This window comes from Rhizobium sp. EC-SD404, from assembly GCF_902498825.1.
GTDB lineage: Bacteria > Pseudomonadota > Alphaproteobacteria > Rhizobiales > Rhizobiaceae > Georhizobium.
This window is the reverse complement of record NZ_LR701459.1, coordinates 3,230,471-3,245,517: the sequence shown is the minus strand read 5'-3', so window position 1 is coordinate 3,245,517 and position 15,047 is coordinate 3,230,471. Positions and strand designations below refer to the sequence as shown.

Annotated in this window: 15 protein-coding genes; 11 read left to right on the top strand and 4 right to left on the bottom strand. The window is 62.4% G+C overall.

Annotation, left to right across the window (positions count from 1 at the left end; translation table 11 throughout):
* The first annotated feature begins 180 nt into the window (after positions 1-180).
* The 5 genes from GC125_RS16485 (at position 181) to GC125_RS16465 (ending at position 4,372) form a co-directional block, all read left to right on the top strand.
* The gene (locus GC125_RS16485) at positions 181-1,578 is read left to right on the top strand and encodes a CmpA/NrtA family ABC transporter substrate-binding protein (RefSeq protein WP_502706108.1); all 1,398 of its coding nucleotides are present in this window, start codon (positions 181-183) and stop codon (positions 1,576-1,578) included.
* Position 1,579: 1 nt separating this feature from the next.
* Positions 1,580-2,416: a nitrate ABC transporter permease gene (ntrB, locus tag GC125_RS16480; protein WP_151986644.1), complete on the top strand. Its 837-nt coding sequence runs from the start codon at positions 1,580-1,582 to the stop codon at positions 2,414-2,416.
* A gap of 9 nt (positions 2,417-2,425) precedes the next feature.
* A complete protein-coding gene (locus GC125_RS16475) occupies positions 2,426-3,343 on the top strand; it encodes an ABC transporter ATP-binding protein (RefSeq protein ID WP_151986643.1) in 918 nt (305 codons plus the stop codon).
* Between the two features lie 44 nt (positions 3,344-3,387).
* A complete protein-coding gene (gene cynS, locus GC125_RS16470; protein WP_286165545.1) occupies positions 3,388-3,831 on the top strand; it encodes a cyanase in 444 nt (147 codons plus the stop codon).
* Between the two features lie 76 nt (positions 3,832-3,907).
* The gene (locus tag GC125_RS16465; protein ID WP_151986642.1) at positions 3,908-4,372 is read left to right on the top strand and encodes a nuclear transport factor 2 family protein; all 465 of its coding nucleotides are present in this window, start codon (positions 3,908-3,910) and stop codon (positions 4,370-4,372) included.
* Positions 4,373-4,511: 139 nt separating this feature from the next.
* Here GC125_RS16465 and cueR read toward each other — a convergent pair whose 3' ends face one another.
* Genes cueR through GC125_RS16450 form a run of 3 tightly spaced genes read right to left on the bottom strand, consistent with a single transcriptional unit; the run spans position 4,512 to position 5,602 of the window.
* Entirely contained in the window at positions 4,512-4,913 is a 402-nt protein-coding gene (gene cueR, locus GC125_RS16460) for a Cu(I)-responsive transcriptional regulator (RefSeq protein WP_151986641.1), read from the bottom strand.
* Positions 4,914-4,945: 32 nt separating this feature from the next.
* Positions 4,946-5,395, bottom strand: coding sequence for a CopM family metallochaperone (gene copM, locus GC125_RS16455; RefSeq protein WP_151986640.1), 450 nt, complete (start codon positions 5,393-5,395; stop codon positions 4,946-4,948).
* Between the two features lie 9 nt (positions 5,396-5,404).
* Positions 5,405-5,602: a heavy-metal-associated domain-containing protein gene (locus GC125_RS16450; RefSeq protein WP_151986639.1), complete on the bottom strand. Its 198-nt coding sequence runs from the start codon at positions 5,600-5,602 to the stop codon at positions 5,405-5,407.
* Positions 5,603-5,845: 243 nt separating this feature from the next.
* On the opposite strand from GC125_RS16450, the gene GC125_RS16445 reads away from it, so the two are divergent.
* Positions 5,846-8,260: a heavy metal translocating P-type ATPase gene (locus GC125_RS16445; RefSeq protein ID WP_502706107.1), complete on the top strand. Its 2,415-nt coding sequence runs from the start codon at positions 5,846-5,848 to the stop codon at positions 8,258-8,260.
* Positions 8,261-8,326: 66 nt separating this feature from the next.
* Here GC125_RS16445 and GC125_RS16440 read toward each other — a convergent pair whose 3' ends face one another.
* Positions 8,327-9,355, bottom strand: a complete 1,029-nt coding sequence (locus tag GC125_RS16440; RefSeq protein WP_151986637.1) for a TerC family protein — start codon at positions 9,353-9,355, stop codon at positions 8,327-8,329.
* Between the two features lie 266 nt (positions 9,356-9,621).
* On the opposite strand from GC125_RS16440, the gene GC125_RS16435 reads away from it, so the two are divergent.
* The 5 genes from GC125_RS16435 (at position 9,622) to GC125_RS16415 (ending at position 14,931) form a co-directional block, all read left to right on the top strand.
* A complete protein-coding gene (locus GC125_RS16435; RefSeq protein WP_151986636.1) occupies positions 9,622-10,752 on the top strand; it encodes a glycosyltransferase family 1 protein in 1,131 nt (376 codons plus the stop codon).
* A 1-nt stretch (position 10,753) separates the two neighbouring features.
* Positions 10,754-11,713, top strand: coding sequence for a UDP-glucuronic acid decarboxylase family protein (locus GC125_RS16430; protein ID WP_151986635.1), 960 nt, complete (start codon positions 10,754-10,756; stop codon positions 11,711-11,713).
* 11 nt (positions 11,714-11,724) lie between these two features.
* Entirely contained in the window at positions 11,725-12,885 is a 1,161-nt protein-coding gene (locus GC125_RS16425; RefSeq protein WP_151986634.1) for a YbfB/YjiJ family MFS transporter, read from the top strand.
* Positions 12,886-13,038: 153 nt separating this feature from the next.
* Positions 13,039-14,328: a peptide antibiotic transporter SbmA gene (gene sbmA / locus GC125_RS16420; protein ID WP_151986633.1), complete on the top strand. Its 1,290-nt coding sequence runs from the start codon at positions 13,039-13,041 to the stop codon at positions 14,326-14,328.
* A gap of 21 nt (positions 14,329-14,349) precedes the next feature.
* A complete protein-coding gene (locus tag GC125_RS16415; RefSeq protein ID WP_151986632.1) occupies positions 14,350-14,931 on the top strand; it encodes an NnrU family protein in 582 nt (193 codons plus the stop codon).
* Positions 14,932-15,047: the final 116 nt, after the last annotated feature.

Below are 15,047 nucleotides of genomic sequence, written 5' to 3'. Positions count from 1 at the left end.
TGTAAATTACGAATGTTCGTAAAAACCGGTGGTGTCCGCGCGCCCTTTTGACGCCTGTTGGCGCGGGCTTTTGGTCGGTGGCGAGCATCTGGCACGGCCATTGCTTTACGTCAGACGTGGAGGCTGGCGCAGCTGCGGCAACCGGATGCGCTGTCAAAAAAAGGGGTTCAGCAGATGACGATCAAGTCCTTGGGTAATCCATATGACGGCGATGTCGACCTTCGCCATGGTCTTGCCTGTACCTGCAGCGATTGCGTGGACGATGCAGGCCACCGAATGAAAGCGGTCTCGGCAAGAGACCAGCGCGTGCGGATGTCGACTGAAGACATGCTCGATAGAGCCGTGGAGAGCGCCGTCGTACGCTCCATGTTCGGTCACAACGAGCTGTCGCGCCGCTCATTCGCGAAGATGCTCGGCGGAACGACGCTCGCCGCAGCACTCGCATCGGTTCTGCCCATCGACAAGGTGAAGGCTGCGATCCTCGACGAAATCGGGACACCGGAAAAAACCGACCTCTCCGTTGGCTTCGTGCCAATCACCTGCGCCACGCCGATCATCATGGCGGAGCCGCTCGGCTTCTATCAGCGCTATGGCCTGAACGTCGAAGTCGTGAAGACGGCCGGCTGGGCCGTGGCCCGCGACAAGTCGCTGAATGGCGAATACGACGCGTCGCACATGCTGACGCCGATGCCGCTCGCGATCACACTCGGCGCCGGTTCGACGGCAACGCCGTTCCTGATGCCCGCCGTTGAAAACATCAACGGCCAGGCTATCGTCCTGCACAATGATCACCGCGACAAGCACGAGGACGTCTCAAGCTGGCGTGGCCTGATCTTAGGTGTGCCGTTCGAATATTCCATGCACAACTTCCTGCTGCGCTACTACGTGGCGGAAGCCGGTCTCGATCCGGATCGCGACATCCAGATTCGCGTCGTCCCGCCGCCGGAAATGGTCGCGAACCTGCGTGCCGGCAACATTGATGGCTTCCTGTCGCCCGACCCATTCAACCAGCGCGCCGTCTGGGAAGAGATCGGCTTCATCCACATCCTCACCAAGGACATCTGGGAAGGCCACCCCTGCTGCGCCTTCGCCTGCTCGCAGGAATTCGCCGAAACCTATCCCAATACCTACGGCAATCTTCTCAAGGCGATCATCGACGCCACCCAGTACGCCAGCGACAGCGCCAACCGATCCGAGATCGCCGAGGCCATTGCGCCGACGAACTATCTCAATCAGCCGGTGCCGGTCATCGAGCAGGTGCTGACCGGTCGCTTCGCCGACGGTCTCGGCAATGTGCGCGACGAGCCGGACCGGATCGATTTCGATCCGTTCCCCTGGCACTCCATGGGTGTCTGGATCCTGACCCAGATGAAGCGCTGGGGCTACATCGAGGGCGATATCGACTACGCAGCCGTTGCCGAGCAGGTCTATCTCGCTGCCGATTGCGGGAAGGTCATGGCGGATCTTGGTCTCGAAGTGCCGACCGAGACCTATAAGTCGCACATGATCATGGGCAAGACCTTCGATCCGACCGAACCCGAAGCCTATGTCGAAAGCTTCGCGATCCGGAGGACGTGACATGACGCGCTCCTACGACTTCAGGGCACTCGCACTCACGATCGTCATCCTGATCGTCGCGCTCGGCGCCTGGGAACTGTCGACGAACACGGAAATCCTGCCGGGCGCCGGCGAGATGACCGAGTATGAGCGGCTGATGGGCGGCGGCAGCCAGAATGCCGGCGTTCCTGCGCCTTCTGCGGTGATGCAGAAGGCGTGGGAGGAGCTTTCCGATCCCTTCCACAACACCGGCGCCAACGACAAGGGCATCGGCATCCAGATCGCCTATTCGCTGATGCGGGTTCTGACCGGCTACGCGCTTGCAGCCATCATCGCTCTGCCGGTGGGCTTCCTGATCGGCATGTCGCCGCTGATGTTCCGGGCCCTCGATCCCTTCATCCAGGTGCTGCGGCCGATTTCGCCGCTCGCTTGGATGCCGCTTGCGCTCTTCATCATCCAGGACAGCGAGGCCTCGTCGATCTTCGTGATCTTCATCTGCTCCATCTGGCCGATGCTGATCAACACGGCGTTCGGCGTCGCCTCAGTGCGCAAGGATTGGGTCAATGTCGCCCGTACCCACGAGCTCGGGCCGGTGAAGACGGCTTTTCAGGTGATCTTGCCGGCCGCTGCACCGACCATCGTGACGGGCATGCGCATCTCGATCGGCATCGCCTGGCTCGTGATCGTCGCCGCCGAGATGCTCGTCGGTGGCACGGGCATTGGCTACTACGTCTGGAACGAGTGGAACAATCTCGATCTCACCAGCGTGATTTTCTCGATCCTGATGATCGGCGTCGTCGGCATGGCGCTTGATGCCGCATTCGGCCGCCTGCAGCGCGCCGTCACCTACACCGAATAGGAGATCGTCATGACAAGACCATTCCTCGAGATCGACGGGCTGGCCAAGCGGTTTCCGGGCAGCAAGGACGAACAGCTCACCGTTTTCGAAAACGTCAACTTCGACATCCAGAAGGGCGAGTTCGTCTGCATCATCGGCCATTCCGGCTGCGGCAAGTCTACCATCATGAACGTTCTCGCCGGGCTGGACGAGCCCACCGAAGGCGTGGTGACCATGGATGGCCGGGAAGTATCGGGCCCGAGCCTCGATCGCGGCGTCGTCTTCCAGAACTATTCGCTGCTGCCCTGGCTGACGGCGCTGAAGAACGTGATGTTCGGCGTCAAGGCGCGCTTTCCCGCCTGGTCCAAGGAAAAGGTCGAGGAGCACAGCTACGAATATCTACGCATGGTCGGCCTGACCAACGGGGCCGAGCATCGCAAGCCGTCGCAGCTTTCGGGCGGCATGCGCCAGCGCGTCTCCATCGCCCGCGCCTTCGCGACGCAGCCGAAGCTTTTGCTGCTCGACGAGCCGTTTGGGGCGCTGGATGCCCTGACGCGCGGCACCATCCAGGACGAGCTTTTGAAGATCTGGCAGGACAGCGGCCAGACGGTGTTCATGATCACCCATGACGTCGACGAGGCGATCCTTCTCGCCGACCGCATCCTGCTGATGAGCAACGGGCCGTTCGCCGAAGTTGCCGAAAGCGTGGTCATCGATATTCCCCGGCCGCGCAAGCGTGCCGAGATGATCCACCATCCGGCCTACTACAAGATCCGCAACCACCTCGTCGATTTTCTGTCCCGACGCTCCGGCGAGATCGCGGCGAGCCCACGCGAGCCCAGCGGTGGGCGGCGCCAGCCGCTGACCGTTCGCCCCGGTGCGGACGATGAAAAACCGACCCCGGACGCCGAGCGCGTCCGTCCCCATCTCGTCTCGCTCGCCGGCTGAGCTGGACGTTTCGACCCCATAACCATCACGAGGAAACGCCGACCATGATGAAGAAAATCGACGTCACGGAAATGATCATCGAAAAGAAGCGCACCGCAGGTCTCACCTGGGAAAAGATCGCGGCGGATATCGGCATGTCGGAAGTGTTCACGACCTCCGCCTGCCTGGGCATGAACGCATTCCCACGCGACAAGGCCGATCTCTTGGTGCGCAACCTGGGACTGCCGCAGGAAGCGGCGCTCGTCCTTGCCGAATTCCCCACGAAGATCTTTTCGCAGGCGGTCCCCACCGACCCGTGCGTCTACCGTCTCTACGAGATCGTTGCCGTCTACGGCGACACGATCAAGGAACTGATCAACGAGAAGTTCGGCAACGGCATCATGAGTGCGATCGATTTCGACATGGAGATCGACCGCATTCCGAGTCCCAAGGGCGATCGGGTTGAGCTCAAGATGCGAGGCAAATACCTGGCCTACAACGCCTGGTGATCTGACCAACGGCGCGGGCAGGGCGCGAAGCGTCCTTGCCCTAGCCGCATCGAGGCTTTGCCCGGAGACGTGAACGATGTCGCGACCGCCCTTGCCCCCTTTTACAGCAGAGACTGCCGCCCAGAAGGCACGCATGGCGGAAGATGCCTGGAACACCCGCGATCCGGGAAAGGTCGTGCTGGCCTATACGCAGGACACGATCTGGCGAAACCGCGCCGAGTTTCTGCAGGGGCGTGACGCCGTCCACGCCTTTCTTGAGCGCAAATGGGCGCGCGAGCTCGACTATCGCCTCATCAAGGAGGTCTGGGCGCATCATGAAAGCCGTATCGCGGTGCGCTTTGCCTATGAATGGCATGACGATAGCGGCAACTGGTTTCGCTCCTACGGCAACGAGAACTGGGAGTTCTCGCCCGAAGGCCTGATGCAGCGGCGCATCGCGTCCATCAACGATCATGCTATTTCGAGCGAAGAACGGAAATTCCACTGGCCGCGGGGCATTCGCCCGGCGGATCACCCCGGGCTCAGCGAGCTCGGTCTCTGACGACCACGCCTGTCGGGCACTCGTTACGCTTTCCATCACGTCGCGTGTTGCATTGTGCCGGCACGGCGGATCGCCGCGGCGACCTTTCCAACTCGGCACGTTGCCGAGATTGAAAGCCAGCGTGCTCGGAACATTTAGCTTAGTGATCGCTCGCCGACTTGCCCGAAAGACCGTCGATGATCGGGCATTCGGGACGGTTATCACCGTGGCAGGTTTTTACGAGATGACCGAGCGTCTTCCGCAGCGCCGTCAACTCCGCGATCTTGCGGTCGATCTCGCCGAGCTTTTCCAGAGCAATGGCCTTCACGTCGGCGCTGGCCCGCTCGCGATCGGAATAGAGCGACAGCAACTGCCGGCATTCGTCGACGGAAAAGCCGAGACTGCGCGCACGCTGGACGAAGCGGAGCCGATGGATGTCGTCCTCCGAATAATCGCGATAGCCGTTGGCGGCGCGATCGGCCTTCAGGAGACCGATCTCCTCATAATAGCGGATCGTTTTCGTCGGTAGTTTCGACTGTCTGGCGGCGGCACCGATGTTCATGGATCTTTCTCCCGGCAAGCGGCAGACTGCGCTCAATCGGCGTTTTCAGCCAGCCACTGGGTCATTTCGGCGATCTCGGCTTGCTGCGCGGCGATGATGGTTTCGGCCAGCGCGCGCATCTCGGCGTCTTCGCCATTTTCGAGTAGCACTTCGGCCATGTCGATTGCGCCCTGGTGATGGGCGATCATCCCGCAAGCGAAGGCCACATCGGCGTCTTCGTTCATCATGCCCTGCTGCATGGCGGGCATCGTGATCGCCATGCGCTGCATGTTTTCCTGGACATGTTCGGGCATGCCTTCCAGCGACTGCGGCTCCATACCGCTCATATCCATGTCATGGTCTGCGCTGTGGTCCATATGTGCATGGTCCTGCGCTTCGACGCACTGTGTGGGCAACTTGAATTCGGCGTACTGCGCCAGGGCGGGTATGCCCCCGGCGAGGGCAAGAACCGCGACAGCAGGGAATATCGATGTGAAACGCATGTTTCGTCCTCAGTCCAGTTGTCTTGGTGGAAAACCAGCCGCATCGAGCTTGGCTGTAATTGCGGCGGGGTCGGCGCTGGAATCGACCGTGACATGACGCTTGTCGAGGTCGACATTGACGGATGCTGCCGGGTCGACCGACTGGATCGCCTTCGTCACGCCCCTGGCGCAACCGCCGCAATGCATGGCCTCGATTTCGAACTTCATGATCTGCCTCCGTCAGCGATCGCGTTGATGTGCAAGATGCAGCTTCCAGCGGGTGGAAGGTCAAGCACGTTCGTCGGCAGGGTATTTCGGCCGTTGGTCCTTGACCTTCCATCGACTGGAAACCCCACATAGGGAGCAATCGAGTTTCCAGAAGGAGCAGGCATCATGTCCGCGTTGCAGGAATTGCGCGCCACCGCAGCGAACGGAGCGTCGGTGCAGAAATTGACGATCCCCGTCGTCGGCATGACCTGCGCCTCTTGTGTGGGCCGTGTCGAAAAAGCGCTCGCCCGTGTCGAAGGCGTGACCGCAGCCCATGTGAATTTGGCGACCGAACGCGCCGATATATCGCTGCAGGGCCAAGTCGATCGCGGAGCCTTGGTCGCAGCCATCGAGGATGCAGGCTACGAGGTGCCTGTCGCACGGCATGAACTTGCCGTCGACGGCATGACATGCGCCTCCTGCGTCGCGCGGGTCGAACGGGCGCTCACCGTCCTGCCCGGCGTTCGGGCAGCTTCCGTCAATCTCGCCAGCGAGCGGGCCGCTGTTACAGCCGATCCAACCGTACGAACCGAGGACCTGATCGCCGCCATCGATGGGGCCGGTTACGAGGCGCATCTGCTGCAAGGTGACACGGATGCCGAAGACCACGCGGCACGTCGCGATGTGGAGCGGCTTGCCCTGAAGCGTGACTTGTTGATTGCGGCAGCGCTGACGCTCCCGGTGTTTGTCCTGGAGATGGGCTCCCACACGGTGCCGGCCATCCACGATTGGGTGACGGGGACGATCGGCATGCAGGCGAGCTGGCAGATCCAGCTTGTGCTGACCGCCATCGTGCTCTTCTGGCCCGGCCTGCGCTTCTACCGCATCGGCCTGCCTGTGCTTTTCAAGGGCGCGCCGGACATGAATTCGCTGGTCGCCGTCGGCACGTTTGCCGCCTTCTCCTATTCGCTCGTCGCGACACTCGCGCCGCAGCTCTTACCGGCCGGCACCGTCAACGTCTATTTCGAAGCCGCCGCCGTCATCGTCACGCTGGTCCTCACTGGCCGCTATCTGGAAGCGCGCGCCAAGGGCCGGACGTCGGATGCCATCAAGCGGCTCGTCGGCCTGCAGCCGAAGACGGCGCGGATCCGTCGCGACGGCAAGACGGTTGAACTGGATGCCTCCGAAATTCGCCTCGGCGACCTCGTCGAGGTGCGGCCCGGCGAACGGCTCGCTGTCGATGGCAAGGTGGTCGAAGGCGGCTCCTTCGTCGACGAATCGATGCTGACCGGCGAGCCCGTGCCGGTCGCAAAGAAACCGGGAGACGCCGTGGTGGGCGGTACCATCAACCAGACGGGCGCCCTGACGGTGCGCGCCACGGCGATCGGTCGCGACACGATGCTCGCGCAGATCATCCGCATGGTGCAAGAGGCGCAGGGCTCCAAGCTGCCGATCCAGGCTCTGGTCGACCGCGTCACGCTCTGGTTCGTGCCGGCAGTGATGCTCGCCGCGGCGCTGACATTTCTGGTCTGGCTGATCTTCGGGCCTGAGCCGGCCACGAGTTTCGCGCTGGTCAATGCGGTCGCGGTGCTCATCATCGCATGTCCCTGCGCCATGGGCCTGGCCACGCCCACCTCCATCATGGTCGGCACGGGCAGGGGGGCGGAACTCGGCGTTCTCTTCCGGCAGGGCGAGGCACTGCAAAGCCTGAAGGACGCCCGCGTTGTCGCGCTCGACAAGACCGGCACGCTGACCGAGGGCAGGCCCGCGCTTACCGATCTTCAGACAGCCGATGGGTTCGCACGTAGTGAAATCCTGTCTCTCATCGCAGCGGTCGAAGCGCGGTCGGAGCATCCGATCGCGCGTGCCATCGTGGAGGCCGCCGAAGCGGAAGAGCTACAACTGCCAGCGGTCGCGTCCTTCGAGAGTGTCACCGGCTTCGGAGTCCGCGCCGTTGCGGGAGGGCGCCGCGTCGAAATCGGCGCCGATCGGTTCATGGCGAGCCTCGGGCTCGACGTGGGGCAGTTCGCCGAAATCGCCGGCCGGCTTGCCGGTGAAGGGAAGAGCCCACTCTATGCCGCGATCGACAGGCGGCTGGCGGCAATCGTGGCAGTGGCAGACCCGATCAAGCCGTCGACGCCCGGTGCGATCCGCGCGATGCACGCGCTGGGGCTGAAGGTGGTTATGATCACCGGCGACAACCGCAGGACCGCCGAAACGGTCGCGCGGCAACTCGGTATCGACGACGTGGTCGCCGAAGTCCTGCCGGACGGCAAGGTGGAGGCGGTCCGCAGACTGAAAGCCGGCGGCGAACGTGTTGCCTATGTCGGCGACGGGATCAACGATGCGCCGGCGCTCGCCGAGGCGGATGTGGGCATTGCGATCGGCACCGGCTCGGACATCGCGATCGAGGCCGCCGATGTTGTTCTGGTCTCGGGCCGTCTCACGGGCGTTCCGACCGCGATTGCCCTGTCTCGGGCAACGATGCGCAACATCCGCGAGAACCTGTTCTGGGCATTTGCCTACAATGCAGCGCTCATCCCCGTTGCCGCGGGCGCGCTTTACCCGGCTTTCGGGATATTGCTTTCGCCGATCCTGGCGGCCGGGGCCATGGCGCTTTCCAGCGTCTTCGTGCTTGCCAACGCGCTGCGCCTTCGCCGCTTCGCCATCAGCGCCTGACCGGCAACGGAAAAAGGGCGCAGCCAGAGGCCGCGCCCTTCCTGTTTTCGATGATCTCGCGTCCGCTTAGCGGCCGAAATTCTCGGCCGGGTTGGCTTCCGGCGAATCGGCGGCAGGTGCCTCTTCGCGCTCTTCCTTGCGGGTCACCCAGAGCGACGCGAAGATACCCGTCAGCAGGATGCCAAGCGTTATCGAAAGCGACACCGCCGGCGGGATCTTGGCAAGACCCAGCATGTCGGCCAGGAAGACCTTCGAGCCGATGAAGATCAGCACGATCGACAGAGCGTATTTCAGGTACACGAAGCGGTGGATCATCGCCGAGAGTGCGAAATAGAGCGCACGCAGGCCTAGGATCGCGAAGATGTTCGACGTGTAGACGATATACGGGTCGGTCGTGATCGCGAAGATCGCGGGGATGGAGTCGACGGCGAAGATGACGTCGGCGATTTCGACGAGAACCAGCGCCAGGAGAAGCGGCGTGGCAAAGGTCTTCAGCTTGCCGGTCTTCGGGTCTTCCTGCTTCACCACGAAGTTGTGGCCGTGCAGTTCATCCGTTACGCGGAAACGTTTGCGCATGAACTTCAGAACGGGATTGCTCGCGACATCATAGCCGTGATCGGATGCAAACAGCATCTTCACGCCGGTGAAGACCAGGAACGCGGCGAAGAGGTAGAGCACCCACTCGAAATTCTCGACGATGGCGGCACCGGCGGCAATCATGATGCCACGCAGGATGATCACGCCGAGAATACCGTAGAGAAGCACGCGGTGCTGATACTGACGAGGGATCGCGAAATAGGAGAAGATCATCGCGATGACGAAGATGTTGTCCATCGCGAGGCTCTTCTCGACAACGAAGCCGGTCAGATACTCCATGCCCGACTGCGGGCCGAGCTGGTACCAGACGAAGCCGCCGAAGAGCAGACCGAGGGTGATGTAAAAGGCGGAAAGCCAAAGGCTCTCCTTCATTTCGATCTCGTGGGTGTCCTTGTGCAGAACGCCGAGGTCGAAGGCAAGAAGAGCCATGACGAGTGCGACGAAGCCGAGCCACATCCATAGTGGCTGACCTAGAAAGTCGTAGATTAGAAAGTCCATGATATAACGCCGCCGACCCAAAGGTTGGTTGGTGCAGCCCGACATCACGAAGTGGGTCGGTAGCTATCGCCAGAGGGGCCCGGAGCTGCGTTACAGGGCGGCAAATAACGGTGCGCCCCGCGAGGTTCAAGAGGGACTGTCGAAATTTTTCGTGAATGGTTGCGAATTGGTTGCGTGCAACTGCGCGTGTCGATGGTCGGTGATTTCGTCATCGCCTTGGTTCGTCCAATCCGGTAGAAGGGCGCCGCTGCAGGTGGAGAGGCCAGGTGCCGGAATTCGACGTCGACAATGGGCTGGATGCTGCTCCCAAGCGGGATGTTCTGGAGATTGGCGAAACCGGCCTGTTCCATTGGGCGATGCCCGAGCGCACCGACGCCTACTACGTCAGCTACCGCGCCGACCTGCGTCAGGGCCGACCCTTTCTCGGTCTTCGCGGTGTTATGGCGATCCGCAGGGCCATGCTGAGTGGCCAATACCGCCTGATCGTCGTACACCCGCCATTCTACGCCGGCTGGCAGCCGCGCTCGTTTCTGGCGGCGCTGAAATTCACGCTGTTTCGCGGCGACGTGCGGTCGCTTTGGGGCGCCCTGACAAGCCCGCTCTTCTTCGAGCTCCTGCGCTTCATTGCGTTGAAGCCGCTCATCGCGATCGACCGTTCCGACAGTTTCGGCATTCCGAACCACCACTTCGCATGGATCGACAAGGCCGACGCCTATTACAAGCGCGAGCTGCCGGTGGATCATTGGCAGGCCTTCTACGGATCCGGCCATCGGCGGCTTCCGGGCGCAAGCTTCCGCCGCAAGCCGCGTTGGCTGAAGCGCCTCGCCAAGCTGAAGCCGATCGGTCTCGGCCTGAACCGGCAGCAGACCGAGGCGGCGAACGGAGCATTCGGCGCAGAGAAGACGTCAGATGTGTTCTTTGCCGGCGGCATCGACGGCAACAGCCATGTTCGGTCCCGCATGCCTGCCTTGATCGAAGCCTTGCGCGCCGCAGGCGTGACGGTCGATGTGCCCGAAGGCCGCTTGCCGCTCGATGCTTTCATGGCGCGCTGCGCCAAGGCTTGGATCACGCTCTCGCCGGAAGGGCTCGGCTGGGATTGCTACCGCCACATGGAGGCGGCGATCGCGGGTTCGGTTCCGCTCGTCAACGCGCCGACCATCGATAGATACTGCCCGCTCGAGGTAGACCGCCATTGCCTCGTCTATTATCCGGACGAGGAAGCACGAGCGGTCGAGAGCGTCGTGGCCGCACTCGCCGACAAAGAGCGGCTTCATGCCATGGCGCTTGCCGCCCGCGCGCACGCCCTTTCGAACCTGACGGAACGCGCCATCACCGAGGCTTTGCTTGCCGAATGGGCGGGCGCGCCCGCCGACGAACTGCAAAAGAGGACACGATGACATGCCGAGACTGATGGACAGCCGCAAGCGTATCCTCATCACCGGCGGAGCCGGTTTCCTCGGCTCGCACCTGACGGACCGGCTGCTTGACGAAGGCCACGAAGTGCTGTGCCTCGACAACCTCTTCACCGGTTCGAAGCGCAACATCGACCATCTCCACGCCAATCCGCGCTTCGAGTTCCTGCGCCACGACGTGACGTTCCCGCTCTATGTGGAAGTCGACGAGATCTACAATCTGGCGTGTCCTGCCTCGCCGATCCACTACCAGCACGACCCGGTGCAGACGACCAAGACCTCGGTGCATGGCGCGATCAACATGCTCGGGCTCGCCAAGCGGCTGAAGTGCAAGATCCTCCAGGCGTCGACCAGCGAGGTCTATGGCGATCCGAGCGTCCATCCGCAGACGGAGGACTATTGGGGCAACGTCAATCCGATCGGCCCGCGCTCCTGCTACGACGAAGGCAAACGCTGCGCCGAGACGCTGTTCTTCGATTATCACCGCCAGATGGGCCTCGCCATCAAGGTGGCGCGCATCTTCAACACCTATGGCCCGCGCATGCACCCGGCCGACGGCCGCGTCGTGTCCAATTTCATCATCCAGGCGCTGCGCGGCGCGCCCATCACGCTCTATGGCGATGGATCGCAGACCCGCTCGTTCTGTTATGTCGACGACCTGATCGATGGCCTCGTCCGCCTCATGAACACCGACGAGACCGTGACGGGCCCCATCAATATCGGCAACCCGCGCGAAATGACGATCCGGGAACTCGCCGAACGGGCGGTCGCGATGTCGGGCTCGGCTTCCACCATCGAATACAAGCCGCTTCCGACCGACGACCCGAAGCAGCGCCAGCCGGATATCACCCGTGCCCGCACGACGCTCGGCTGGGAGCCGAAAGTGACGTTGGAAGAAGGCATGCAACGTACGATCGATTACTTCCGCCAGCTCGAAGCGCAGTAACGGACACCGCGATGACGAACGCCACGTCGCAGCCGCTGTGGCGGATTGCGCTTGCCGGCATGGTGACGATGGCCGTCGGCATGGGGATCGGCCGCTTTGCCTTCACCCCGATCCTGCCCCAGATGATGGCGGAACTCGGGATCGACGCTGCGCAGGCGGGCATCATCGCATCCGCCAATTACGCCGGATATCTTGTCGGCGCGGTCCTCGCTGCTTTCGGCTGGGCCGCAGGACATGAACGGCGCATCGCGCTCGGCTCGGTCGCCGCGAACACGGCGCTGCTGGCAGCTATGGCAATGGTGGACGACGTCGCCGCTTTTGCGCTGCTGCGTTTTGCGGCCGGCATGGCAAGCGCGTTCCTGATGATCTTTTCCGCTGGCATCGTGCTCGGCCATGGCGCGCGCGCCGGAAAGCCAATCGTGCAATCGGTGCATTTCGGCGGGGTCGGCATCGGCATGGCGCTGTCGGCCGTCCTTGTGGGCGCTCTCGGTTTCGCGGGGCAGGGCTCCGTGCAATCCTGGCTGGCGATGGCCGCCTTGTCAGCGTGCGGCTTGGTCTTTGCCCTCGCCTTCCTGCCAGCGCCGGTGCCACCCGCCGGCGGCACAGGCCGGCGGGAACCGCCCCTGAACTGGTCGCCGCGTCTCGTCGCGCTCACCGCCGGCTACGGTATCTTCGGTTTCGGCTACATCGTCACCGCCACGTTCCTGATCGCGATCATCCGTTCGGACGGCGGCAGCGTCGGTTTCGAAGCGCTGGTATGGCTTCTGACCGGGCTTGCGGCCGCCGTGTCGGTGGCAGCCGCTCAGCCTTTCGTCAAAAGGTTCGGCATCGCGACGGTGATGGCGGCGGGCTGTCTGGTCGAAGCGGCGGGGGTGGCAGCCAGCGTGCTTTTGCCATTGCCGTTCGGTCCGCTCGTCGGCGGTCTGCTGCTCGGCGCGACCTTCGTGGTGATCACCGCTTACGGTCTGCAGTTCGCACGATCGCTCGCGCCCGACAGTCAGCGCCGCATTCTGGCATTCATGACCGCAGCCTTCGGCATAGGGCAGATCATCGGGCCGTTGGTGGCCGGTTACCTTGCGGATTGGTCGGGCAATTACCTTCTCGCCAGTCTTCTTGCCGCACTCGCGCTGTTCGTATCCGCCGCGCTCGTCCTTCGGTCAGCCCGGACGTAGTGAAGCCCCGCCAACCGGCGCGATTTGCGCAGGGGAAGACAACATTAAACCTTTGTCATGGTTGGGGTTGTCCGTTGCGGTGCGCATGCAAGTGTCTTAGCGTCGCGACCGGCCACAGAAGCGGCCGTCCAACCTTAGACAGTCCGAGGTCACGTGTTCGAATCCTTCTTTCCGAAGCCGAAACCCTTCTTTCTGTCAGCTCTTCTCTGGACCGCCTGCGTCGTTGCCTTCTGGTACACGATCGGCGACAGCATCGCAGAGGCGATCGGGTTCCAATTCGCACCCGCGGATAGCGCGCCGATCATTGGGCTGGGTTACTTCGTCACCCCCGAATTCATGTGGTTTTACCTGGTCTTTGCAGTGGCGACTGCGCTGTTTGCCGCCTTTTGGGCTTGGTACGCGCCGCATCCATGGCAGGCCTGGTCGGTACTGGGCTCCGCCTTCATCATCTTCTCCACCTATTTTTCGGTGCAGATCAGCGTCGCGCTGAACAACTGGCGCCGGCCGTTCTTTGATCTGTTCCAGACCGCGCTGGCTGGCGAGGGCGACGTCCAGGAAGCGGATTTCTACATTCTCATCCTGCAATTCGCGCAGATCGCCTTTCTGTCCATGGCGATCTTCGTGGCCGTCCGGTTCTTCGTCAGCCACTACATCTTCCGCTGGCGCCAGGCGATGAACGATTTCTACATGTCGTTCTGGACCCGCGTGCGCCACATCGAAGGTGCTTCGCAGCGTGTTCAGGAAGACACGATGCGCTTCGCTGCAATCATGGAAGGCTTGGGCGTCGCCCTGATCGACGCCATCATGACGCTGTTTGCGTTCTTGCCAGTGCTTTGGGTGCTGTCCGACTACATCACCGAAGTGCCGCTGCTCGGGCAGATCCCGAAGCCGCTGTTCACGGCGCTTCTCTTCTGGTCGATCTTCGGAACCGTGCTCCTGGCGGTCGTCGGCATCAAACTGCCCGGACTGGAATTCCGGAACCAGCGCGTCGAGGCGGCATACCGGAAGGAGCTTGTCTACGGGGAAGACAACGCGGAGCGCGCACAGCCGCCCACAGTCCGTGAACTGTTCAGCAATGTGCGCCGAAATTATTTCCGGCTCTATTTCCACTACATGTATTTCAACATCGCCCGTGGATTCTACATCCAGGCGGATGCGATCTACCTGAACATCATCCTCGTCCCGACCGTCGTCGCCGGTGCCATCACGCTTGGTATCTGGCAGCAGATACTGACGGCGTTCGGCCAGGTTTCGTCCTCGTTCCAGTTCCTGATCAACTCCTGGACAACGATCGTCGAGCTGTTGTCGATCCACAAACGTCTCGCCGCGTTCGAAGCTGCGATATTCGGTGGTAAGCTGCCGTCGATCGACGAAAAATATCTCGCCGAGCACGGCCCGAACCCTGCGGCCGAGCCGCCGGCACCACTGACGCCGTCGGCATAAATCGAAGAGGACTGATCCATCGTGTTCGTGTTGATCGTCGGCATCGTCATCTTCCTCGGCATACACTCGACCCGCATCGTCGCGCCGGACTTTCGGCGCGACTTCATTGCGAGGCGCGGCGAGGGGGCCTGGAAAGGCCTTTATACGATCGTCTCGCTCGTCGGCTTCGTGATCCTCGTATGGGGGTTCGGGCAGGCGCGCATGACGGCGCCGATCCTTTACGATCCGCCGATCTGGACGCGGCATATTGCCCTTCTGCTGATGCTGCCGGCGATGATCCTTCTCGTCGCCTCTCAGGTGCCGACCGGCCGTATCAAGGCGGCGGTCAAGCACCCCATGCTGCTCGCCGTGAAGATCTGGGCGCTCGCGCATCTGATCGCCAATGGTGACCTCGCGTCCTTCATCCTGTTCGCGAGCTTCCTGGCCTGGGCCGTGGCCGACCGCATTTCCGAGAAGCGGCGGCTGCGTGCCGGTGAGACCCGCCTGCCGGTCGTCGTTTCGTCGCGCGGAGACATCATCGCGCTGGTCGCCGGCATCGCGCTATACCTCCTGTTCGTATGGCGGTTGCATCTCTGGCTGATCGGGGTCGCACCGATCGGCTGAGAGCCCGATCGAGCCATTCCAGCGCTAAAACCCGCATCGCCCCCTTACACGGCGCGCAAAATCGTCTAGAAGGCCGGCTTGTGCGAATTTGAGTGCTTTCGAACGAAGCCTGCGGA